Source organism: Telluria sp. Soil_C_11, from assembly GCF_057657395.1.
Genome location: NZ_JBDGIN010000005.1, coordinates 200,309 through 221,284, shown reverse-complemented (window position 1 = coordinate 221,284; position 20,976 = coordinate 200,309). Strand labels below are relative to the sequence as shown.

The 20,976-nt window shown below is 67.4% G+C and carries 18 protein-coding genes and 1 tRNA gene; 14 read left to right on the top strand and 5 right to left on the bottom strand.

The genetic code is table 11. The features are described from left to right. The first annotated feature begins 13 nt into the window (after nt 1-13). The 5 genes from AC3A6M_RS11305 (at nt 14) to AC3A6M_RS11285 (ending at nt 3,393) form a co-directional block, all read left to right on the top strand. Nucleotides 14-340 carry a YbaB/EbfC family nucleoid-associated protein gene (locus AC3A6M_RS11305; RefSeq protein WP_487852817.1) on the top strand — a complete coding sequence of 109 codons (327 nt, stop codon included), beginning with the start codon at nt 14-16 and terminating at the stop codon, nt 338-340. Continuing rightward, nucleotides 340-630: a YciI family protein gene (locus AC3A6M_RS11300; RefSeq protein WP_487852816.1), complete on the top strand. Its 291-nt coding sequence runs from the start codon at nt 340-342 to the stop codon at nt 628-630. Before AC3A6M_RS11305 ends, AC3A6M_RS11300 begins: the two co-directional genes overlap by 1 nt. Before the next feature lie 22 nt (nt 631-652). After that, nucleotides 653-1,243 carry a recombination mediator RecR gene (gene recR, locus AC3A6M_RS11295; RefSeq protein ID WP_487852815.1) on the top strand — a complete coding sequence of 197 codons (591 nt, stop codon included), beginning with the start codon at nt 653-655 and terminating at the stop codon, nt 1,241-1,243. A gap of 136 nt (nt 1,244-1,379) precedes the next feature. Then, on the top strand, nt 1,380-2,531 hold the full coding sequence (locus tag AC3A6M_RS11290; protein WP_487852814.1) for a glycosyltransferase: 1,152 nt from the start codon (nt 1,380-1,382) through the stop codon (nt 2,529-2,531). Then, on the top strand, nt 2,518-3,393 hold the full coding sequence (locus tag AC3A6M_RS11285; RefSeq protein ID WP_487852813.1) for a DUF2334 domain-containing protein: 876 nt from the start codon (nt 2,518-2,520) through the stop codon (nt 3,391-3,393). Before AC3A6M_RS11290 ends, AC3A6M_RS11285 begins: the two co-directional genes overlap by 14 nt. On the opposite strand, the gene AC3A6M_RS11280 is transcribed toward AC3A6M_RS11285, so the two are convergent. Then, nucleotides 3,305-3,604 (bottom strand): hypothetical protein, encoded by a 300-nt coding sequence (locus AC3A6M_RS11280; RefSeq protein WP_487852812.1) that lies wholly within the window; start codon nt 3,602-3,604, stop codon nt 3,305-3,307. The two genes, AC3A6M_RS11285 and AC3A6M_RS11280, sit on opposite strands and share 89 nt — an antisense overlap. Nucleotides 3,605-3,774: 170 nt before the next feature. Between AC3A6M_RS11280 and AC3A6M_RS11275 the strand changes: the two genes are divergently transcribed. Beyond that, a complete protein-coding gene (locus tag AC3A6M_RS11275; RefSeq protein WP_487852811.1) occupies nt 3,775-6,210 on the top strand; it encodes a penicillin acylase family protein in 2,436 nt (811 codons plus the stop codon). Here the strand turns inward: AC3A6M_RS11275 and AC3A6M_RS11270 are convergent. The 4 genes from AC3A6M_RS11270 to AC3A6M_RS11255 all read right to left on the bottom strand — a co-directional run bounded on the left by AC3A6M_RS11270 (nt 6,173) and on the right by AC3A6M_RS11255 (nt 13,631). After that, complete coding sequence (locus AC3A6M_RS11270) at nt 6,173-8,335, bottom strand: putative bifunctional diguanylate cyclase/phosphodiesterase (protein ID WP_487852810.1); 2,163 nt, start codon at nt 8,333-8,335, stop codon at nt 6,173-6,175. The genes AC3A6M_RS11275 and AC3A6M_RS11270 overlap by 38 nt on opposite strands. A gap of 1 nt (nt 8,336) precedes the next feature. Further along, nucleotides 8,337-11,168 carry a hybrid sensor histidine kinase/response regulator gene (locus tag AC3A6M_RS11265; protein ID WP_487852809.1) on the bottom strand — a complete coding sequence of 944 codons (2,832 nt, stop codon included), beginning with the start codon at nt 11,166-11,168 and terminating at the stop codon, nt 8,337-8,339. A gap of 196 nt (nt 11,169-11,364) precedes the next feature. After that, a complete protein-coding gene (locus AC3A6M_RS11260; protein WP_487852808.1) occupies nt 11,365-11,562 on the bottom strand; it encodes a YbdD/YjiX family protein in 198 nt (65 codons plus the stop codon). Nucleotides 11,563-11,564: 2 nt separating this feature from the next. Continuing rightward, the gene (locus tag AC3A6M_RS11255; protein WP_487852807.1) at nt 11,565-13,631 is read right to left on the bottom strand and encodes a carbon starvation CstA family protein; all 2,067 of its coding nucleotides are present in this window, start codon (nt 13,629-13,631) and stop codon (nt 11,565-11,567) included. A 199-nt stretch (nt 13,632-13,830) separates the two neighbouring features. Between AC3A6M_RS11255 and AC3A6M_RS11250 the strand changes: the two genes are divergently transcribed. From AC3A6M_RS11250 to AC3A6M_RS11215, 8 genes are all read left to right on the top strand, one after another. Continuing rightward, a complete protein-coding gene (locus AC3A6M_RS11250) occupies nt 13,831-15,201 on the top strand; it encodes a cache domain-containing protein (protein WP_487852806.1) in 1,371 nt (456 codons plus the stop codon). Beyond that, the gene (locus AC3A6M_RS11245) at nt 15,194-15,823 is read left to right on the top strand and encodes a response regulator transcription factor (RefSeq protein WP_487852805.1); all 630 of its coding nucleotides are present in this window, start codon (nt 15,194-15,196) and stop codon (nt 15,821-15,823) included. Before AC3A6M_RS11250 ends, AC3A6M_RS11245 begins: the two co-directional genes overlap by 8 nt. Before the next feature lie 102 nt (nt 15,824-15,925). Continuing rightward, the gene (locus AC3A6M_RS11240) at nt 15,926-17,110 is read left to right on the top strand and encodes an HDOD domain-containing protein (RefSeq protein ID WP_487852804.1); all 1,185 of its coding nucleotides are present in this window, start codon (nt 15,926-15,928) and stop codon (nt 17,108-17,110) included. Continuing rightward, nucleotides 17,103-19,157 (top strand): putative bifunctional diguanylate cyclase/phosphodiesterase, encoded by a 2,055-nt coding sequence (locus AC3A6M_RS11235; RefSeq protein WP_487852803.1) that lies wholly within the window; start codon nt 17,103-17,105, stop codon nt 19,155-19,157. The genes AC3A6M_RS11240 and AC3A6M_RS11235 overlap by 8 nt, the downstream gene beginning before the upstream one ends. Before the next feature lie 118 nt (nt 19,158-19,275). Then, nucleotides 19,276-19,365: transfer RNA gene (locus AC3A6M_RS11230), tRNA-Ser, on the top strand. A gap of 125 nt (nt 19,366-19,490) precedes the next feature. Further along, nucleotides 19,491-20,198 (top strand): hypothetical protein, encoded by a 708-nt coding sequence (locus AC3A6M_RS11225; RefSeq protein ID WP_487852802.1) that lies wholly within the window; start codon nt 19,491-19,493, stop codon nt 20,196-20,198. A 245-nt stretch (nt 20,199-20,443) separates the two neighbouring features. After that, nucleotides 20,444-20,665 carry a helix-turn-helix transcriptional regulator gene (locus tag AC3A6M_RS11220; protein WP_487852801.1) on the top strand — a complete coding sequence of 74 codons (222 nt, stop codon included), beginning with the start codon at nt 20,444-20,446 and terminating at the stop codon, nt 20,663-20,665. Continuing rightward, nucleotides 20,662-20,976 carry a CHC2 zinc finger domain-containing protein gene (locus AC3A6M_RS11215; RefSeq protein WP_487852800.1) on the top strand — a complete coding sequence of 105 codons (315 nt, stop codon included), beginning with the start codon at nt 20,662-20,664 and terminating at the stop codon, nt 20,974-20,976. Before AC3A6M_RS11220 ends, AC3A6M_RS11215 begins: the two co-directional genes overlap by 4 nt.

Here is a 20,976-nt window from a genome sequence, read left to right as displayed (position 1 = left end):
GGAGAACCCCACCATGATGAAAAACCAGCTCGCAGGCATGATGAAGCAGGTCCAGGCCATGCAGGACAACATGAAGAAGGCGCAGGAGCAGCTGGCTCAGATCGAAGTCGAAGGCCAGTCGGGCGCCGGCCTGGTCAAGGTGGTCATGACCTGCAAGAACGACGTCAAGCGCGTCTCGATCGACCCGTCGCTGCTGGGCGACGACAAGGACATGCTGGAAGACCTGGTCGCGGCCGCCTTCAACGATGCGATCCGCAAGGCCGAAGCCACCAGCCAGGAAAAGATGAGCGGCCTGACCGCCGGCCTGCCGATCCCGCCGGGCTTCAAGATGCCGTTCTGATGTTCGTTGTCGCCCTGACTTATACGGCGCCGCTGGCGCGCATCGACGCTTTCCTCCCGGCGCACCGCGCCTTCCTGGAAGAACAGTATGCGCGCGGCCTGTTCCTGATGTCGGGGCGCAAGGAGCCGCGCGACGGCGGCATCATCATCGCCCATGCCGCCAGCCGCGCCGAACTCGATGCCGTGCTGCGCGACGATCCCTTCCACCAGGCCGGCGTGGCGCGCTACGACATCACCGAATTCGTGCCCACCATGACGGCCGAAGCGCTCGCCGCCTGGCGCGCCGAATGAACGCCGACCACACGGAACCATCATGTCCAAATCGCTCGACTTCCTGACCGAGGCCTTGCGCCGCCTGCCGGGCGTCGGGCCGAAGTCGGCGCAGCGCATGGCCTTCCACCTGCTGCAGCACGACCGCGAAGGCGCGGCCATGCTGTCGCGCGCCCTCTACCAGGCGGTCGAGGCGGTGCATCACTGCGCGATGTGCAATACCTTTTCGGAGCTCGAGGTCTGCGAGCTGTGCGCGGACCCGGAGCGCGACCATGCGCTGCTGTGCGTGGTCGAGACCCCGGCCGACCAGCTGATGATCGAGCAGACCCTGACCTACAAGGGCCTATATTTCGTGCTGATGGGCAGGCTGTCGCCGCTGGACGGTATCGGCCCGCGCGACCTGCACCTCGACAAGCTGGTCAACCGTGCGGCCGACGGCATCGTGAGCGAGGTCGTGCTGGCCACCAATTTCACCAACGAGGGCGAAGCCACCGCCCATTACATCAGCGAGATGCTGAAGGCGCGCGGGCTGAAGGTCAGCCGCCTGGCGCGCGGCGTTCCCGTCGGAGGCGAACTCGAGTATGTGGACGCGGGCACGATTGCGCGCGCCATGCTCGACAGGCGAAGTGCATAATGGGCCTCCCCACAAGGGTTTCCCGGCCAATGCATGAGGTCGCGGAACCTTTGAGGTAGCGGGTTACGGTTGACGGTACGCAAACAGCGTACTGGGTCCGCTGCTATCGTGGGCCACACTTTGACCGGAATCGACCATGCACCTTGTCGACATCACGATGTTTTACGCGGCCGAAGGTGGCGGCGTCAGCACTTACCTGAATGCCAAGGCGCACTGGCTGGCAGGCCGCAGCCGTATCCAGCACACCATCCTGAGCCCCAATGTCGAAACCTGCGGCGAGGCGGTGCCGGCCCTGGTGCGGATTCCCGCCGCCAACCTGCCGGGCTTCCACGGCTTCCGGATGCCGCTGTCGGTTTCCGCCCCCGCGCGGCTGCTGGAATCGGTCGGCCCGGACCTGGTCGAGGCGGGCGACGCCGGCCACTGCGCCTGGGCTGCGCTGCGGATGCGCAAGCGCTACGACATCCCCGCCGTCGCCTTCTACCATTCCGACTTGCCGCGCCTGGTGCGTCCGCGCCTCGGGCGCTGGATCGCGCGCGGCACCTGCCATTACCTTGCCAACCTGTACCGCCAGTTCGACCTGGTGCTGGCGCCCAGCCGCGTGATGGTCGAGCTGTTGCACGACATCGGCGTGCATGGCGCCGTGCAGCAGCCGCTGGGGATCGACTCGCGGGTGTTCCAGCCCGCGGCGGAAGACGAACGGCTGGGCGAGACCCTGCGCGAACACCTCGGGCTCGATCCCGATACCCGCCTGCTGGTCTATGCCGGGCGCTTTACGCCGGAAAAGAAGCTGCACGTGCTGATCGAGGCGGCGCGCAAGCTGGGCCGGCGCTACCACCTGATCCTGGTCGGCGCCGGCGACCCGCTGCCGCAGGCGCCCAACGTCACCATCGTCCCCTTCGAGCGCGACCAGCGCCAGCTGGCGCGCCTGCTGGCCAGCTGCGACGTGCTGGTCCATCCGGGCGATTGCGAAACCTTCGGCCTGATCGTGCTCGAGGCCATGGCCTGCGGCCTGCCGGTCGTCGGCACCAACCGCGGCGGCGTGGCCGAGCTGGTCGACCGCGAGACCGGGATCCTGGCCGAGCCGGACAATGTCGACAGCCTGGCCGGGGCGATCGAAGCGATCTATTTCCGCGACATGGCGCGCATGGGCCAGGCCGCGCGCCGCAAGGCGGCCGAGCGCTACGACTGGAACGAGATCCTGCCCCAGGTGCTGGGCCGTTACGATCTGCTGCTGGGCGGCTACCAGCCCGTCCAGCGCGAACCGGAGCGTATCTGTGTCACCGATTGAACGTCAGGGCGAGGCGGCGCCGGGCATGCTGTGCGTGTCGATCCACGACGTCGCGCCCGCCACCTGGCCCGACTGCCTGCGCCTCGTGCAGGCGATCCGCGCGGTGGCGGACATTCCGCTGACCTGGCTGGTGGTGCCGCATTACCACTTCCGCCCGGAACGCTCGGCGGCGATGGAGGCGGGCCTCGACGCGGCGCTGGCGCGCGGCGACGAACTGGCGCTGCACGGCTACAGCCACCTCGATACGGAAAGGAATGGCGGCGGACTGCGCGCGCGCTTCCTGCGCAACGTCTACACGCAGCGCGAGGGCGAGTTCGCGGCGCTGAGCCATGACGAGGCGCGGCGCCGGCTCGAACTCGGGCTGGCATGGTTTTCCGAACGCGGCTGGACGCCGACCGGCTTCGTGCCGCCGGCCTGGCTGCTGGGCGAGGGCGCCTGGCAGGCGCTGCGCGAATCGCCGTTTTCCTACACGACCACTTTCAGCCATTTCCACTGCCTGGGCGGCGGATCGGGGGCGGTCAAACCCTTGAAGTCGCCGTCGATGGTGTACGCGGCGCGCAACCGCGCCGGCCGCTGGCTGTCGCCGCGCGTGGCCGACTTCACCGCCGCGATGCTGGCGGATTCCCCGCTGGTGCGCTTCAGCCTGCATCCGCCGGACGCGCGCTACCCCGAGCTGGTGCGGCATACCCAGCGGGTGCTGGAGCGCCTGCTGGCGCGCCGCAGCGCCGTCACCAAGGCCGAGTGCGCACGGCGGCTGGCCGGCGCGGACCCGGTCACCAGCGGCCCCAGTAGCCGCCGCGCCAGTAGCCCGGATAGTAGCCCGGAGCCGGCCCATAGCGTTGCATCTCGTCCTTCGCGCTGAGGCTCAGGATACAGCTGCGCCACTGGTCGGAGTCGACGGCATAGCCCAGCCGTGAACAGGCCGGGCCGTAGATCGCCATCGTGTTCGCCATCTCGGCCTGTTTCTGGGCGGCGCGTTCCTGCGGCGTGCTGCAGGCGGCGGTCGCCAGCGCCAGCAACAGCAGGGCGCCGGCGGCGGCAGGGGATGGCAGGTGGAGTGAAGGGAAGGACATAAGGCCTCCATGTCAACGGCGCTGTGCGCCTGGATTCAGCATAGCGCAGGCCGGCGGGAGGCGTCCAGCGCCGCCCAATCGGGCGCGGGCGCCCGGGCACTGGACAGGAACGAACTCGCTGCCGGCTGGTTTTTCTGGCAAGATGCTCGCTTTTCCAGAGGGAGACGGGGATGGCGCGACGGGCATGGCGGATATGGAGCCGGCGCATTTTGCTGCTGCTGGCGGCGCTGCTGGCGCTGGCCGTGCTCGGCGCCTGGCTGTTCCTGCGCGCAAGCCTGCCTCAGCTCGACGGCAAGCGCACCTCGCCGCTGCTGTCCGGCACGGTGACCGTGGCGCGCGACGGCAACGGCGTGCCCACCATCAGCGGCGCGAACCGCCTCGACCTCGCGTATGCGACCGGCTTCGTGCATGGCCAGGAGCGCTTCTTCCAGATGGACCTGCTGCGCCGCAGCGCGGCCGGCGAACTCGCCGAACTGTTCGGCCCGAAGGCCCTGCCGCTCGACCGTGCGCACCGCCTGCACCGCTTCCGGGCCCGCGCCGCCGAGGTGCTGGCGCGCCTGAATCCGGAGCAGCGCCAGTTCGTCGAACGCTACGCGGCCGGCGTCAACGATGGCCTGGCCGCGCTGGGCGCGCGGCCTTTCGAATATGCCCTGACCGGCGCCGCGCCGCGGCCCTGGACCCCGGCCGACTCGATGCTGGTGGTGTGGGCCATGTACCTCGACCTGCAGGGCAACCAGGAACCGCACGAGCTGGCGCGCGGCTGGCTGGCGCGTCACCTCGACCCGGCCCAGCGCGCCTTCCTGCTGCCCGAGGCCAGCCAGTGGGATGCGCCGCTCGACGCGCCCGCGGTGGCGCTGGCGCAGGCCCCGATTCCCGCCGCCGCGCCGGCCTGGTGGGGCCGCAAGGATGCAGTGCCGCCGCGCCAGGTGGCGGGCGTGCATTTCGCCGATTCGGTCGGCAGCAACAACTATGCGCTGGCCGGCACGCGCACCGCCAGCGGCGCGGCGATCGTCTCGGACGACATGCACCTCGGCCTGCAGCTGCCGAACATCTGGTACCGGCTGGCGCTGCGCTTCCCCGATGCGCATCGCGCGCAGCGGCGCGTGGCCGGGGTCAGCTTGCCGGGCGCGCCGCCGCTGGTCATCGTCGGCAGCAACGGCCATGTGGCCTGGTCCTTCACCAACAGCTATGCCGACACGCTCGACCTGCAGCGCCTGGGCAGGGACGCCGCCCACGCCGGCCAGGTGAAGCTGCCGTCGGGCTGGGAGACGCCTAGCGAGCATCTCGAAACCATCCTGGTGAAAGGCCAGGCGCCCGACCGCCTGGTCGTGCGCGAGACCAGCCTCGGCCCGATCCGCGAGGCCGGCGGCGAGCTGTACGCCGTGCACTGGGTCGCGCATTCGCCGCTGGCGCTGAACCTCGAGCACCTGAAGCTGGAGACTGCCGGCACGCTGGACGAAGCCTTGGCGGTGGCCGCGACCGACGGTATCCCGGCGCAGAACATCGTGGCCGGCGACGACCATGGCAACATCGGCTGGACCGTGGCCGGCGCACTGCCGCGCCGCGAGGCCGGCGCCGGCGGCCTGGCGCTGACGTTCCCGCTGGAGGAGGACGGCGCCGCGCCGACCTGGCGCGCGCTGCTGCTGCCGGGCGAGCATCCGCGCGTGGTCAACCCGCCGGGCGGCCAGCTGGTCACCGCCAACAACCGCCAGCTGGCGGGACCGGACGCGCAGCTGCTGGGCGACGGCGGCTTCGACCTGGGCGCGCGCGCGCGCCAGCTTGGCCAGGGCCTGCGCCAACTGGGCGACAGGGCCGAGGTGCCCGCAGTGTTCCGCGTCGCGCTCGACGACCGCGCCCTGTACGTGCAGGAGTGGCGTGCGCGCGCGCTGGCGGCGCTCGACGAGCATGCCGTGGCCGGCCATGCGGAACGCGCGGAAGCCCGGCGCCTGCTGCAGGAAAGCTGGGACGGCCACGCCAGTACGGGGTCGGTCGGCTACCGCCTGGCGCAGCAGTTCCGCTGGGCGCTGTACGAGCTGCTGTTCGCCGGCGCCAACGCCGAGATGGAAAAGCTGGATCCGAAGGCGAACATGGCGGTCGCCACCTCGCGCTGGCCGGTCGCGCTGGTGCGACTGCTGGACGAGCGTCCCGCGGCCTGGCTGCCTCCCGGCTACGCGAACTGGCAAGAGCTGCAGCTGGCCGCGGTCGACCGCGCCGTCGCCGAGCTGACCAGGGACGGCACGCCGCTGGCGCAAGCCACCTGGGGGCTGCGCAACACGGCGCAGATCGCGCATCCGATCAGCATGGCGCTGCCGTTCCTGAAGCGCTGGCTGGCCGTGCCGCCGGACCAGTTGCCGGGCGACGCCAACATGCCGCGCGTGGCGGGGCCGAAGTTCGGCCAGTCGGAGCGGCTGACGGTGTCGCCGGGAAGGGAAGAGGAGGGACTGTTCGACATGCCGGGCGGGCAGAGCGGCCATCCGCTGTCGCCCTGGTTCCTGCGCGGGCACGAGGACTGGGTGAAGGGCCGCCCGACGCCGCTGTTGCCGGGGGCGCCGGAGCACACGCTGCTTTTCAGTTCGGCACCCAAAGCTGCTGCAGCATCCCGGTAACGGCATCCGCCGGCGCCGGGCGGCCCAGGTAGAAGCCCTGCACCAGGTCGCAGCCGTATTCTTCCAGCAGCACCAGCTGCTCGCCGGTCTCGACGCCTTCGGCCACCACCACCATCTTCAGCCCGTGCGCCATCGCGATGATGGCGCGCGTGATCGCCGCGTTCTCGGAATCCTGCGGCAGGCCGCTGATGAAGCTGCGGTCGATCTTCAGCGCGCGCACGTCGAAGCGCTTCAGGTAGTTCATCGACGAGTAGCCGGTGCCGAAGTCGTCGATCGACAGGTAGACGCCGATCCCGCGCAGCTGTTCCAGGGTGGCCATGGTCGCCTTGGCGTCGTCCATCAGCGTGCCCTCGGTCAGCTCGAGTTCCAGCAGGCGCGGATCGAGACCGGTATCGTGCAGGGCCGACAGCACGATCTGGCTCAGGTTCTCGTCCTTGAACTGCTTGGCCGACAGGTTCACCGCCATGCGCACCGGGCGGCGGGTCTGCTTCTGCCAGGTGCGCGCCTGGCTGCAGGCGGTGCGCAGCACCCACTCGCCGATCGGCACGATCAGGCCGGTCTCTTCGGCCAGCGGGATGAACTCGGTGGGCGAGACGATGCCGCGCTCGGCGTGGCGCCAGCGCACCAGTGCTTCGACGCCGACGATTTCGGACGAGCGCACGTCGAGCTGCGGCTGGTACAGCAGGTAGAGCTCGTCGTTCTGCAGGGCCTTGCGCAAGCCGACTTCGAGCTTCACGTGGCTCATGATCTGCATGGTCAGCGACGACGAGTACAGCTTGGCGTTGTTCTTGCCGCAGTTCTTCGCGTGGTACATCGCGGTGTCGGCGTATTTCAGCAGCGAGGTGCAGTCGTCGCCGTCCTCCGGGAACAGCGAGATGCCGATGCTGGCGGTGACGAAGATCTCGTTGCCCTCGATGAGGAAGGGGCGGCGCATCGCATCCTTCACGCGGTGCGCGACGTTCAGGGCGTGCTCGACACGGTCGAGGTCCGGGATCAGAATCGTGAATTCGTCGCCGCCCAGGCGCGCCAGGTTGGTGCCCTGGTTCGCATCGCCGCCGTCGCGCGTGAAGGAGTCGCCGCGCGACAGCAGGTCGCTCGGGCGGATCGTCTCGCGCAGGCGGTCCGAGACTTGCCTGAGCAGCTGGTCGCCGACGTCGTGGCCGAGGGTGTCGTTGATGCGCTTGAAGGCGTCCAGGTCCATGAACAGCACGGCGAACTTCTTGTTGCCGATCTTCGAGCGCTGCAGCTCGCGTTCCAGCATCTCCAGGAAGGCCTGGCGGTTCGGGATGCCGGTCAGGCTGTCGCAGTAGGCCAGGCGCCGGATCTGGTCTTCGGCGCGCTTGCGCTCGCTGATGTCGCGCACCAGGCCCAGCACTTCGGAGGGGCCGGTGGCGACCAGGCGCGCCTCGAAGTGCTGGGCCTGGCCGAAGCGGATCAGTTCATACTCGACCGAGCGCACCTGCTGGATCCGCAGGGCCACCTCGACCTGCTCCAGCATGCGCTCGGCGATCTCGCACGGCAGCACCTCGCTCACGTGCTTGCCCACGCATTCGTCGGCGGGGAAGGCTTCGCGCATGCCGCGACGGTCCTGGTCCGGTTGCTCACGGCCGGGTTCATAGTCGAGGTAGATGCCGCCGGCGTTCATGCGGAAGAAGGTGTCAGGGATCGCCGCCAGCACCGCGCGGTTCTGGGCGTCGGCGATGCGCAGGCGCACGATGGCGTCGCTGGCGCGCAGCACGTACAGCACCCGGTGGCCCAGGATCGGCCAGTTGATCGGTTTCGAGACGAAGTCGGTGGCGCCGGCCTCGTAGGCGTTGGTGACCGCTTCCAGGTCGTCGCCGCCGGTGACCATCACGATCGGCACGGTGGCGCCGTTTTCCGAATCGCGGATCGCGCGGCAGGCGGCAAAGCCGTCCATGCGTGGCATCTCGACGTCCATCAGGATCAGGTCGGGGCAGCACTCGCGCGCGAACCGGACGGCTTGCACGCCGTCCTCGGCCTCGATGGCGTCGAGGTTGACGCCCTCCAGCATCTCGAGCATCAGCAGGCGCATCACCGGATCGTCATCGGCGACCAGCACGACGCCGCGTTGGCCGGCGCGTTTGGCGGAGCAGGGGGCTGGCATGTCAGGTTTCCTTCTCAAGGATGGCGGTGAGCGAATCGCGGACGGCCTGGAATTCCTGTTCCATGTTCGTCAGGAGGGAGTCCGCGCCTTCGGTGGTGTCTGCGCGGCCGAGGTGCTCCATCTCCTTGCACAGGGCGGCGAGGGCGTCGGCGCCGACGTTGGCGCTGGCGGATTTCAGGGTGTGGGCGATGCGGCGCACGTTGCCGGTGTCCATGCCGTCGATCGCGCGGCGCAGGGTGCTCAGCTGCTGCGGGGTGTCGTCGACGTAGGCCGCGATCACCTTCTGCACCAGGGCGTCGCCGCGCTCGCGCGACAGCATGCGGATCTTTTCCAGCGCCACCCGGTTGATGACGTCGCGCTGGATCACCTCGACCGATTCGCGCGGCAGGCGCGGCGGCTCGTCGTCGTGGTGCACCGTGGCCGCCAGCGGCAGCGCGATCCAGCGCCCGATCACGGCGGCCAGGTCCTGCTGCGAGAAGGGCTTGGACAGGTAGTCGTCCATGCCGGCGGCCAGGCAGGCTTCGCGGTCGCCCTGCAGCGCGTTGGCGGTGATCGCGATGATCGGGAGCGTCCGTCCGCGCCCGGCCTCGCGCTCGTCGCGGCGGATGGTGGCGGTGGCCGCGAAGCCGTCCATCACCGGCATCTGGCAATCCATCAGCACGCAGTCGTACTGCCCGGCGGTGTCTCCCGCCCGTACCGCGTTCAGGGCTTCCATGCCGTTGCGGGCGCAGTCGACCCGCAAGTCGAGGCTTTCCAGCATCGCCCTGGCGACTTCGACGTTCACCGGATTGTCCTCGGCCAGCAGCACGCGGCGGGCGCGCGCCTTGCCGGATTCGTGGCGCAGCGGCCGGGGCGGCACGAAGCGCGGCGCCGGCGCCACCTGGCCGCGCGGGCGGGTCGCCAGGCAGGCAAACAGGTCGGCCGCGCGGGCCGGCTTGACCAGCTGGTAGGCCACCCCGGCTTCGCGGCGCTGCACCGGGTCGGCCGCCAGCTTCTCGGGGGACAGCAGGATCACACGCGTCGCGCGCGTGGCGGGGTCGGCCTTGATGCCGGCCGCCAGCAGCAGGCCGCCGCCCTGTTCCAGTTCCATGTCGAGGATGGCGGCGTCGTAGGGCCGGCCCGCATGCGCCGCCTCGTGCAAGCGCTCCAGCGCTTCGTCGGCCGAGTCGGCGCCGTCGCATTCGACGCGCCAGGTGGCCAGGTGGCGCTCCAGGCCGACGCGGCCGGTCTCGTTTTCGTCGACCACCAGCACGCGCAGGCCATCGATGGTGTGCTGGTGGTCGCCCGGGGCGTCCGGATCGACGCGGCGCTTGTCGAACGCCACCGTGAACCAGAACACCGAGCCCTGGCTGCGGGCGTTGTCGACCCCGATGGCGCCGCCCATCAGCTCGACCAGCTGCTTCGAGATCGCCAGTCCGAGCCCGGTGCCGCCGTACTTGCGGGTGGTCGAATCGTCGGCCTGGGAAAAGGCTTCGAAGATGCGCCCGCGCGCTTCCCGCGAGATGCCGATGCCGGTGTCGTGCACCTCGAAGCGCAGCATCACGGCCTGGTTGTCCTCGCTGGCGATGCGCACTCTGGCCAGGATCCGCCCCTCGTTGGTGAACTTGATCGCATTGCCCAGCAGGTTGGCCATGATCTGGCGCAGCCGGTTCGGGTCGCCGCAGATCGCCACCGGGATGTCGTTGGCAATCTCGAAGTGCATCTGGATGCCCTTGGCCTCGGCCTGCGGCGTGTAGACGGTGTGGATGTCGTCCAGCAGGTCCCACAGGTTGAAGTTGATGTACTCGACGGTGAGCTTGCCAGCCTCGATCTTCGAGAAGTCCAGGATGTCGTTGATGATCACCAGCAGGTGCTCGCCAGACTGCTTGACCAGCTGGGTGTAGTTGCGCTGGGTCTCGGTCAGCTCGGTCCCGAGCAGCATTTCCGCCATCCCCAGCACGCCGTTCATCGGGGTGCGGATCTCGTGGCTCATGGTGGCCAGGAAGGCGCTCTTCGCGCGGCTGGCCGCTTCGGCCGCGTTCTTGGCCTTTTCCAGCTGCTCGGTGCGCACCGACACCTGGCGCTCCAGTTCGTCGCGGTGGTGGGTCAGGGCCTGGCCACGGCCCTCGACCTGGGCCAGCATATTGTTGAAGCTGTCGATCAGCGTGCCGAGCTCATCGTTGCGCTGGTGGGCGATGCGCAGCGTGTAGTTCTGGCTGGCCGCGACCTTTTGCGCAGTGTTGATCAGCTTGCCGATCGGGTCGGCGATGCTGCGCCGGATGCGCCGGGCCTGCAGCCAGGCCATCAGCATGGCGCAGGCCAGCGCGGCCGCCATCACGCCCATCGCGCGCGCGAGGCGCAGCCAGACCGGGCGCTGGTCGGCCTCGACCATGACCACGCCCGCAGGCTGGCCGCCGGCGTCGGGCGCGACCTGGCGGTAGACGCGCATGCTCGGCAGCCAGAAGCGGCTGGCGGCGCGCGTCGCTTCCTCCAGCGCATCTTCGCCAAGGTCGGGCAGGGAAGCCAGTTCGAGGCGCTCGCTGCCCTCCGCGCGCCAGGCGGCGAACGGACGGCCCCTGGGGTCGTACAGCACGGTCGCCACCAGCCCCGGCCGCGCCGAGGCCGCCGACAGGATCTGGACCGCCAGCTTGCGGTCGTTGAACTGCAGGGCATCCTGGCTGCTGCGCGCCAGCACCTGGGCCAGCGCACTCAGCTCGGCGGCTTCGTTGCGCCGGTGCTCGGCCACGGAGGCCGTCACGAACGTGGCATAGACGACCAGCAGCGCGCTGGCGGCCGACATCAGGCACATGATCGTCAGTTTCTGGCTCAGGCTGGAACGCTCGAATGTCGGCATAGTCGGGGCAAATCCGGCTGCAATCAGGCCGTCAGGCATGGCCCACCATGCAGGAAAGAAGTTTCCCGCAAGAAGGCAATATAGGTGAGCGGGTGTGCGCCGCGTTTGTCTTATGTCAAGACCGCGGGGCTGAGAGGCGGGCGGGGAATGAAAAAGGGACGCACGAGGCGTCCCTTGATGGCGATACGCGGAAAACTCAGCAGCAGCCGCCGCGTTTGCCGTTGCCGTAGCGGGCCTGCTGGCGCTCGCGGAAGAACTCCTCGTAGCTCATGATGGGTTGATCCGGATGGGTCTTTTCCATGTGCGCCACATAGGTGTCGTATTCCGGCAGGCCGACCATCAGGCGCATGCTTTGCCCCAGATAGCGTCCCGCCTGTGCGAGCGTGCTGAACATGATCAGGCCTCGACCGCCGGCTCGACCGGCACGTAGGGGGTTTCCTTGGCGCTCGGACGGGCTTCCTTGTTCGCCTGCAGGGCGGTACGGATGCCGTAGACCAGCACGGCGACGACCACGAACATGAAGAAGCCGCACAGGGTGGCGTCGACATAGTCGTTGAAGATCACGCGGCTCATCTGGTCGAGGCTCTTGGCCGGGGCCAGCACCTGGCCCTGGTCGAGGGCAGCCTGGAATTTCCGGGCGTGCGCAACGAAGCCGACCTTGACGTTGGCGTCGAAGATCTTCTGCCAGCCAGCGGTCAGGGTGCAGATCAGCAGCCAGATGGTCGGCACGATGGTGACCCAGGCGTACTGGCTGCGCTTCATCTTGAACAGCACGACGGTGCCCAGGGTCAGCGCGATACCGGCCAGCATCTGGTTGGCGATGCCGAACAGCGGCCACAGGGTGTTGATGCCGCCCAGCGGATCGACCACGCCCTGGTACAGGAAGTAGCCCCAGGCCGCCACGCACAGGCCGGTGGCGATCAGGTTGGCCGGCAGCGACTCGGTTTTCTTGAAGGCCGGGACGAAGGCGCCCATCAGGTCCTGCAGCATGAAGCGGCCCGCGCGGGTGCCCGCATCGACCGCGGTCAGGATGAACAGTGCCTCGAACAGGATCGCGAAGTGGTACCAGAAGGCCATCATCGCCTTGCCGCCGATCACGTTCGACAGGATGTGGGCCATGCCGACCGCCAGGGTCGGGGCGCCGCCGGCGCGCGAAATGATGGTGTTCTCGCCGACGTCCTTGGCGATCTGGGTCAGCTGCTCAGGCGTGATCACGAAGCCGAGGTTCGACACCGCGGCGGCGGCGCTCTGGGCGGTGGTGCCGAGCAGGGCGGCCGGGCTGTTCATCGCGAAGTAGACGCCCGGATCGATGGTCGAGGCGGCCACCAGGGCCATGATAGCGACGAAGGATTCCATCAGCATGCCGCCATAGCCGATGAAGCGGGCGTGGCGTTCGTTCTCGATCATCTTCGGCGTGGTGCCCGACGAGATCAGCGCGTGGAAGCCGGACACGGCGCCGCAGGCGATGGTGATGAACAGGAACGGGAACAGCTTGCCTGCCCAGGCCGGGCCGGTGCCGTCGATGAAGCGGGTGATCGACGGCATCTGCATCATCGGCGCGACGAACACGATGCCCAGCGCCAGCGCGACGATGGTGCCGATCTTCAGGAAGGTCGACAGGTAGTCGCGCGGGGCCAGCAGCAGCCACACGGGAATCACGGACGCGATGAAGCCATAGCCGATCAGCATCCAGGTCAGCTGGACGCCGGTGAAGGTGAACATCGGGCCCCAGGTCGGCGAATCGTGCACGGCCTGGCCGCCAATAATCGCCAGCATCAGCAGCACGAAACCGATCAGCGAGACTTCGCCGATGCGGCCGACGCGAATGAAGCGCGAGTAGATGCCCATGAACAGCGCGATCGGGATGGTCGCCATCACGGTGAAGGAACCCCACGGCGAGCCGGTCAGCGCCTTCACGACGATCAGGGCCAGCACGGCGAGGATGATCACCATGATCATGAAGGTGCCGAACAGCGCGATGACGCCCGGGATTTCGCCCATTTCGGACTTGATCAGGTCGCCCAGCGAGCGGCCGTCGCGGCGCATCGACATGAACAGCACCATGAAGTCCTGCACGGCGCCGGCGAACACGACGCCGGCCAGGATCCACAGCATGCCCGGCAGGTAGCCCATCTGGGCGGCCAGCACCGGCCCGACGAGCGGCCCTGCGCCGGCGATCGCGGCAAAATGGTGGCCGAACAGCACGTAGCGGTTGGTCGGCACGAAGTCGAGGCCGTCGTTGAATTTGTAGGCCGGGGTCTGGCGCTTGGCGTCGAGGCCCATCACCTTGTCGGCGATGTACAGGCTGTAGAAGCGGTAGGCGATCAGGTAGACGCACACGGCGGCGACCACGACCCAGACCGCGTTGATGGTTTCGCCGCGGTTCAGTGCGACGTAAGCGAGCGCGATGGCGCCCGCCAGCGAAAGCGCGGCCCAACCGAGCCGGCTTGTAAGACGATTCATGGTGACTCCTCCAAGCAGTGACTGCTTATTCTATGAAAGCTATTCTTGCTTACATTCCTGGCAAGCTACCAATCAGTATCTTCCACGACATCGCAATCAACAAGCGCATGATTACGGAGACGCATGCGTAGTATTACGTAGGGGTGTCCGCGTGATCAGGCGTACAATTTCATGTTACGACGAAATCCATGTGCACGGAATGAAGTTACGGCAGAAGTTCATCTTTCTCGCGATCGCCCCGCTGATCGTGGCCCTGTGCGCGATCGCCCTGTTCATCCGCCAGCAGGCCGTTACCCTGGCCCAGCAGCAGCGCGCCACCATCCAGCAAGCCTACCTGTCCACCAAGCAGGCCGAGCTCCAGCACTACGTGGAGTTGGCTTCGCACGCGATCGCCCACCTGACCGCGTCGGGCCGCAAGGACCCTGCCACGCTGGAAGAGGCCAAGCGCCTGCTGGCCTCGCTCAGCTTCGGCAACGACGGCTACTTCTTCGTGTATGACCTCAACGGCCGCAACCTGATGCATCCGCGTCAGCCCGAGCTGATCGGGCGCAATCTGTGGAACCTGCACGACCAGTTCGGCGCGCCGACGATCCAGAACCTGATCGCGGTGGCCAGGAAGGGCGGCGGCATGGTGCGCTACAACTGGGCCAAGCCGTCGAGCGGCGTCTCCGCGCCCAAGCTCGGCTATGTGGTCCTGATTCCGGACTGGGGCTGGATGATGGGCAGCGGCCTGTACCTGGACGACGTCGACGCCGCCCTCGAAAAGGTCGATGCCCAGCAGTCGCGCAACATCCAGACCACGATGTGGTGGATCGCCGGCCTGGCGATCCTGTCGGCGCTGGTGATCGGCGTGTCCGGGCTGGCGCTGAACGTCAGCGAATCGCGGGTCGCCGACGCCAAGCTGAAGGTGCTGGCCCAGCGCGTGGTCGATTCGCAGGAAGCCGAGCGCGCGCGCCTGTCGCGCGACCTGCACGACGGCATCAGCCAGTGGCTGGTGTCGATCAAGCTGCAGATCGAGGCCGGCGTGATCCGCCTGGCCGGCAACCCCGAGCAGCAGCAGCAGGCGCGCGCCAGCTTCGAGCGCACCGCCGAGGAACTCAACAAGGTGCTGGGCGAAGTGCGGCGCATCTCGCACGACCTGCGGCCGACCTTATTGGACGATTTGGGCCTGGCCGCCGCGCTCGAGCACCTGGCCGGGGAATTCAGCCAGCACAGCGGCACGCCGGTCGCGTTCGCATCGCGCGGCAAGGTCGAGCGCCTGCCGCAGGTGGTCGGCACGGTGCTGTTCCGCATCGCCCAGGAAGCGCTGACGAACATCGAACGGCATGCCGGCGCGCACAGGATCTCGCTGTCGCTCGAGCGGCGGCGCCACGAACTGGCGCTCGCCATCGAGGACGACGGCGCCGGCTTCGACACCGAAGACGTGGCCGTGCACCCGCAGCGCGGCATCGGCCTGCGCAACATGATGGAGCGGCTGGACGCGATCGGCGGCACGCTCCAGATCACCTCCTCGGCGGCCGGCACCACGGTGCGCGCGATCGTCGACCTGAGCCACTGGAACCATGACTGACACGAACCAACGACCGGTCCACATCATGCTGGTGGACGACCATCCGCTGGTGCGCGACGGCCTGCGCGCGCGCCTGGAAGCGGTGCCGCATTTCCGCGTGGTGGCCGAAGCCGGATCCGGCGCCGAAGCCCTGCAGCTGCTCGGCGGCGCCCGGGTCGACCTGGTGCTGATGGACATCACCATGCGCGACGGCAGCGGCATCGAAGCCACCGCCCAGCTGAACCGCAGCCACCCGGATATCGCCGTGCTGATCCTGTCCATGCACGACAAGCTCGAATACGTGAGCCAGGCCATGCAGGCCGGCGCGCGCGGCTACGTGCTCAAGGATGCGCCCGGCAAGGACATCGTGCTGGCGATCGATACCGTGATGGCCGGCGGCATCTACTACAGCGCCCCGGTGGCGCGCCAGCTGGCCAGGCCGGCCATGCCGGACAACCAGCTGACCTCGCGCGAGCAGGAAGTGCTGCGCCATATCGCCAACGGCGAGTCGAACAAGCAGATCGCGCGCGCGCTCGACCTGTCGGTGCGCACCGTCGAAACCCATCGCCTGAACATCAAGCGCAAACTCGGCATCGAAGGGCAGGCCGAGCTGATCAGATTCGCGGTCCAGCACGCCTCCTGAAAATGTATCCATAAGGAAACAAATTAAGTTGCTTTCCGATAATGCCTGCACTACTATTAGTGAAACAACCAATCATGCATAATCACTAATCCACTTCGACAAATGGCCGCCGCCACTTTCCCGTTGGTTGAGATCCGTTCCGTCGCCAACGCGCAGAACGAGTGGGTTGCGTTGCTGCTGCGCGCAACCGAAGGCGGTCTCGATGACGCCACCCTGCAGGCCATGTTCGGCGCGCCCGACCTGCTGGCGGCCGTGGCGCCCCTGGATTGCATCGTGCTGCTGGATTCCCCGGCGGCCCTGACACCTCCCGTATTGAAACTGCTGGCGCCGAACCGCGTCGTGCTGGCGGTCCGCGCCCAGGCCCTGGCGGGCGAGGGCGCCGCGCGCCGCCTGGCCGACCTGCAGGTCGACGGCTACCGCGTGCTGCTCGACGGCCCGCTGCCGGACGGCGTGCAGCGGCCGGTGGCGCTGCGCGGCGTCTCGCGCGAGATCGGCGTCGACTACGCGTCGCTGGCCCCGGCCTCGCTGCCGGCCCTGTTCGGCCCGCACCTGGCGCGCGGCGTGGATTCGCTGGATTGCCTGCGCGCCTGCGAGAACGCGGGCTTCGGCTGGTTTTCCGGCACCTATGCGCTCGACGCTGACGAAGACGCATCCAGGGACCCGGGCCGGCAGGACGACGGCACCACGCGCCGGCGCCTGATGACCATGCTCGCGCTGCTGGCCCGCGACGCCGATTCGCGCGAACTCGAAGCCCAGCTGAAGCAGGATCCGGGCTTGTCCTACCACCTGCTCAAGCTGGTGAATTCGGCGGCGTTCTCGGTCGGCACCCAGATCACCAGCTTCGGCCAGGCCATCAGCCGCATCGGCCGGCGCCAGCTGCAGCGCTGGCTGCAACTGCTGCTGTACGCGCGCCAGCATCCGGACGGTCCGTCGAACCTGCTGCTGCCGGTCGCCGCGCGCCGCGCCGCCTTGCTGGAAGCGCTGTGCAAGCGCGAAGGCGGCGACCGCGACGAACAGGACCTGGCCTTCATGACCGGCGTGTTCTCGCTGCTCGACCGGCTGTTCCATATGCCGATGGCGGTGCTGGTGCGCGACCTCCATCTGCCGGACGAAGTCGAAGCGGCCCTGCTGGCGCGCGGCGGCCGGCTCGGCCACCGTCTGCGCCTGTGCGAGGCGCCGGGCCCGGACGGCGCGATGCTGGAAGCCGCCGGCGTCGACAGCCTGTCCTGGTGGCAGGCCCAGCTCCACGCCTATCACTGGGCCATCCAGGTGGCACGCAATGTCTGAGCCGACGGCTGTCGTCCCGAGCGACCTGTCCGGCAGCAGCGCTGCCGTGTGCCAGGCCGTCCTCGGGCTGCGCGGCTACGCCCTGCATGCCGAGCTGGGACGCATCGCCGGCGGACTGCTCGCATGCCCGGTGGCTGTGTTCGTGGCCGGGCCGGCGCCTGCGGCGGCGGTTGCCGATGCCAAGGATGTGCTGATCGCGCCAGTGGGACCCGACAGCGACGCGCTGGGCCGCTACGAACTGCGCGGACGCACCTTCGGCGACGGGGACCGGCGCCAGCTGGACGCGCTGGCGACGCTCACCGCGACCCTGCTGCAGATGCACGGCCTGGCCCAGCGCACCACGCACGCCTACGCCCAGGTCGAGGCCCAGCTGGCGCACCAGTCGCAGATCCTGGACCAGATCCACGAATCGGTGCTGACCACCGACCGCATGGGCTACATCACCAGCTGGAACCGCGGCGCCGAGCAGCTGTTCGGCTACTCCGCGGTGGAAGCGGTCGGCCGCCACATCCTGTTCCTGTACGTCGACGACAGCCCGGAAGAGGGCCCGGACTTCCCGGACGCCTTCGCCGAGCAGGGCGGGCGCATGATGGAAGTCCGGCGCCGCAAGAAGTCGGGCGAGGTGTTCTGGGCCAGCCTGTCGCTGTCGCCGCTGCGCGACCTCGAGGACAACCCGATCGGCCTGATCGCCTACCTGACCGACATCACCGAGCGCAAGCTGGCCGAGGACCGCCTTCACCACCTGGCCTATTACCAGGAGCTGACCGGCCTGCCGAACCGCACGCTGTTCGCGCGCCTGGTCGACCAGGGACTCATGTCCGCCCAGCGCAACGAGGGCACGGCCTGCGTGCTGTACATCGACCTGAACCGCTTCAAGCTGATCAACGGCACCCTGGGCCGCACGGTCGGCGACGAGCTGCTCCGCCAGGTCGCCCAGCGCTTCCGCGGCGCGCTGCGCGACGAGGACGTGGTGTCGCACCTGGCCGCCGACGAATTCGCGATCGGCCTGTTCGACGTGCGCCAGCACTTCGAGGCGACCACGGTGGCGCAGAAACTGCAGGCGGTGCTGGAAGCGCCGTTCCTGATCGGCGGCCACGACCTGCGCATGGGCGCCAGCATCGGCATCAGCGTGTATCCGCAGGACGGCGCCGACGCCGAGACCCTGCTGCGCATGGCCGACATCGCGATGCAGCGCGCCAAGGAACGCGTCGAGAATTCGGACCAGAACGTCGCCTTCTACCGCCTCGACATGAACGAGGGCATGCAGCAGCGCATGCAGATCGAGTCCGGCCTGCGCCACGCGCTCGGCCACGGCCAGCTGCTGCTGCACTACCAGCCGAAATTCGAGATCGCGACCGGCCGCGTGGTCGGCGCCGAAGCCTTGGTGCGCTGGATGCATCCGCAGCGCGGCATGGTGCCGCCTTCCGAATTCATTCCATTGGCCGAGACCACCGGTTTGATCGTGCAGGTGGGGGAGTGGGTGCTGGAACAGGCCTGCGCCCAGGCCGCGATCTGGCAGCGCGCCGGCCTGCCGCCGCTCCGGCTGGCGGTGAACGTGTCGGCACGCGAGTTCACGTCCTCGCTGCCTGGCCGCGTGGCCGATACCTTGAAGCGCTACCGCATCGACGCGTCGTGGCTGGAACTGGAGATCACCGAGAGCACGCTGATGCACGACATCGACTACGTGATCGGCATCATGGACCGCATCAACGCGCTGGGCGTGGCGCTGTCGCTGGACGATTTCGGTACCGGCTATTCTTCACTGAGTTACCTGAAGCGCTTTCCGATCGATACATTGAAGATCGACCGCTCCTTCACCACCGGCATCCCCTCCGACGTGAGCGACTGCGCGATCGCCAGCACCATCATCAGCATGGGACGCAAGCTGGGGCACCGCGTCATCGCCGAGGGCGTCGAGACCGTGGAGCAGATGGAGTTCCTGCGGCAGGCCGGGTGCGACGAGGTGCAGGGGTATTTGTATGGGAAGCCGCTGCCGGAGTATGAGTTCGAGAAGGCGCTGCGGGAGAATTGGCTGCTGGTGGCCTGAAGCTGTTGAACCGTCGTTCCCGCGCAGGCGGGAGCCCAAGCTTGCTTGAACGCTGACGACGCATCGTTGTACCGATCCTGCCTGTGAGGCAACGATTTATGTATAATGCGGTTCCCCAGGAAGCGTGGCCGAGTGGTTGAAGGCAGCAGTCTTGAAAACTGCCGACGGGGGAACCCGTTCGTGAGTTCGAATCTCACCGCTTCCGCCAAATAAAGTGATAACCACTTGATTTTTATAGGTTTTCACTTATCTCTGCGCCTAAGGTAACAAAAAGGTCGCAAACCAAAGTTCCTTGTCTTGTTCTGTTCGACGTTATGTAGGTAATGGAGAAGCATGCAGGATTTGTCGAAGTGGTCGTATGCGGACGATTTCACCCCGTTCGAGGCAGCTTGTCTAACTGTCGGGTTAGACCCAGTTAACAACCCCGAGGATTCGCGAGTCCTGCTCCTCATGCGCAGGATGGAAAAAGCATACGCAATCACGCTAGGTCAGGTCATATGGGAAGTATGGGGCGTACCCGACAATGAGGATCTGCCAGCCTGGTGCCCGGACTATGCTCCCGACGCAGGCTTCGCGCCATTGCGAAGCCTCAAGCTGGAAGCGTTGCTCTATGCATTGGAAAAGGGTAGCGACAAAATCAAGGATTGGTTGAATGATGAGGATGAGTCATCCTTCCACAACCAACGCTTTTCCTCGCATACTTTCGCAAGCTGGATAGCTAACATCGGACTGAAGAGTGCCTTCGATTTCCAGGGCGGTAGCACCGATCGGGACGTGCAAAGCACCCAAGCGGCCGTCGAGACTCCTAAAACGGACTTGAGTGCTGAAATTGCGTTCGGAAGACACCAGACGCGCTTGCTTCGGAAGCTGGTCGCCGCGAGCCGGAAGTTCTGGGCACTGTATGACCCGGAAGATCCAAGCACCGCAGTCACTAACGAGCAGGTTATCGCATGGCTCGTTGCTGAGGGTGTCACCAAGCGAATCGCGGAGGCGATGGCCACAATACTTCGTCCCGAAGGTATTCCAAGCGGGCGCCGCTGATTGGAACCAGAGCGACTGGATGAAATCTGCCGGCGACACGGCTGCCGGGCTGTACGCAGGCCGACGAGAAGCCGAAAAATCGGCAAAGGGGAGCAAGTAACTTTTGTCGAGACAAGGGTGCGACCCTTTCACCAAATGGGTCGCACCCTTCCGCACCCTTCCGCACCCTTCCGCGCCTAAACAGAATTGCGCTAACGCGGCAGCATGTCTTCGTCGTGCTACGGCACATTTTCGAGGAGTGCGGAATGTCGCGTAAAGTCGTCAGGATCCATGATCTGGCCAGTGTGCCGGCCACATCAACCAAACCGGCTCGCAAGGGCCTGCTCGCAGTGAGCCCCGCTACGATCTGGCGCTGGGTTCGCGAGGGCCGTTTCCCAAAGCCGTTCAAGCTCGGCAAATCCGTAACGGTATGGGACGCAGCAGACATCGACGCTTTCATCGCCAGCCGGGCAAAGGAGGGCGAGTGAAGACTCCTATCTCGATCGGACGTCGTGTGCCACGTCGTCCCGAACTGCGCTTCCAGCGCGATCGTCTGCCCACGCCGACCAGTTATTACACGGCCGAGGGCCTCAAGTTCGTCGATCGCGGTGCATGGCGCTCCGCTATCTGCCCGTTCCACAACGATACCAAGCCCAGTCTTCGCGTCCGGGTCGAAACGGGAGCCTTTCGCTGCATGGCCTGCGGCGCGCATGGCGGTGATGTTCTCGACTTCCATCGCCTCAGATACGGCATGACTTTCGTCGAGGCCGCAGTGGACCTGGGTGCCTGGGGAGCGTAA

What these genes read in the sequence shown, in the direction of transcription:
- AC3A6M_RS11260 (WP_487852808.1), bottom strand. Translation starts at nt 11,562, where the DNA reads ATGTTCAGCACGCTCGCACAGGCGGGACGCTATCTGGGGCAAAGCATG.
- AC3A6M_RS11280 (WP_487852812.1), bottom strand. Translation starts at nt 3,604, where the DNA reads ATGTCCTTCCCTTCACTCCACCTGCCATCCCCTGCCGCCGCCGGCGCC.
- AC3A6M_RS11305 (WP_487852817.1), top strand. Translation starts at nt 14, where the DNA reads ATGATGAAAAACCAGCTCGCAGGCATGATGAAGCAGGTCCAGGCCATG.
- AC3A6M_RS11235 (WP_487852803.1), top strand. Translation starts at nt 17,103, where the DNA reads ATGTCTGAGCCGACGGCTGTCGTCCCGAGCGACCTGTCCGGCAGCAGC.
- AC3A6M_RS11240 (WP_487852804.1), top strand. Translation starts at nt 15,926, where the DNA reads ATGGCCGCCGCCACTTTCCCGTTGGTTGAGATCCGTTCCGTCGCCAAC.
- AC3A6M_RS11265 (WP_487852809.1), bottom strand. Translation starts at nt 11,168, where the DNA reads ATGCCGACATTCGAGCGTTCCAGCCTGAGCCAGAAACTGACGATCATG.
- AC3A6M_RS11220 (WP_487852801.1), top strand. Translation starts at nt 20,444, where the DNA reads ATGTCGCGTAAAGTCGTCAGGATCCATGATCTGGCCAGTGTGCCGGCC.
- recR (WP_487852815.1), top strand. Translation starts at nt 653, where the DNA reads ATGTCCAAATCGCTCGACTTCCTGACCGAGGCCTTGCGCCGCCTGCCG.
- AC3A6M_RS11245 (WP_487852805.1), top strand. Translation starts at nt 15,194, where the DNA reads ATGACTGACACGAACCAACGACCGGTCCACATCATGCTGGTGGACGAC.
- AC3A6M_RS11300 (WP_487852816.1), top strand. Translation starts at nt 340, where the DNA reads ATGTTCGTTGTCGCCCTGACTTATACGGCGCCGCTGGCGCGCATCGAC.
- AC3A6M_RS11290 (WP_487852814.1), top strand. Translation starts at nt 1,380, where the DNA reads ATGCACCTTGTCGACATCACGATGTTTTACGCGGCCGAAGGTGGCGGC.
- AC3A6M_RS11225 (WP_487852802.1), top strand. Translation starts at nt 19,491, where the DNA reads ATGCAGGATTTGTCGAAGTGGTCGTATGCGGACGATTTCACCCCGTTC.
- AC3A6M_RS11255 (WP_487852807.1), bottom strand. Translation starts at nt 13,631, where the DNA reads ATGAATCGTCTTACAAGCCGGCTCGGTTGGGCCGCGCTTTCGCTGGCG.
- AC3A6M_RS11250 (WP_487852806.1), top strand. Translation starts at nt 13,831, where the DNA reads ATGAAGTTACGGCAGAAGTTCATCTTTCTCGCGATCGCCCCGCTGATC.
- AC3A6M_RS11275 (WP_487852811.1), top strand. Translation starts at nt 3,775, where the DNA reads ATGGCGCGACGGGCATGGCGGATATGGAGCCGGCGCATTTTGCTGCTG.
- AC3A6M_RS11270 (WP_487852810.1), bottom strand. Translation starts at nt 8,335, where the DNA reads ATGCCAGCCCCCTGCTCCGCCAAACGCGCCGGCCAACGCGGCGTCGTG.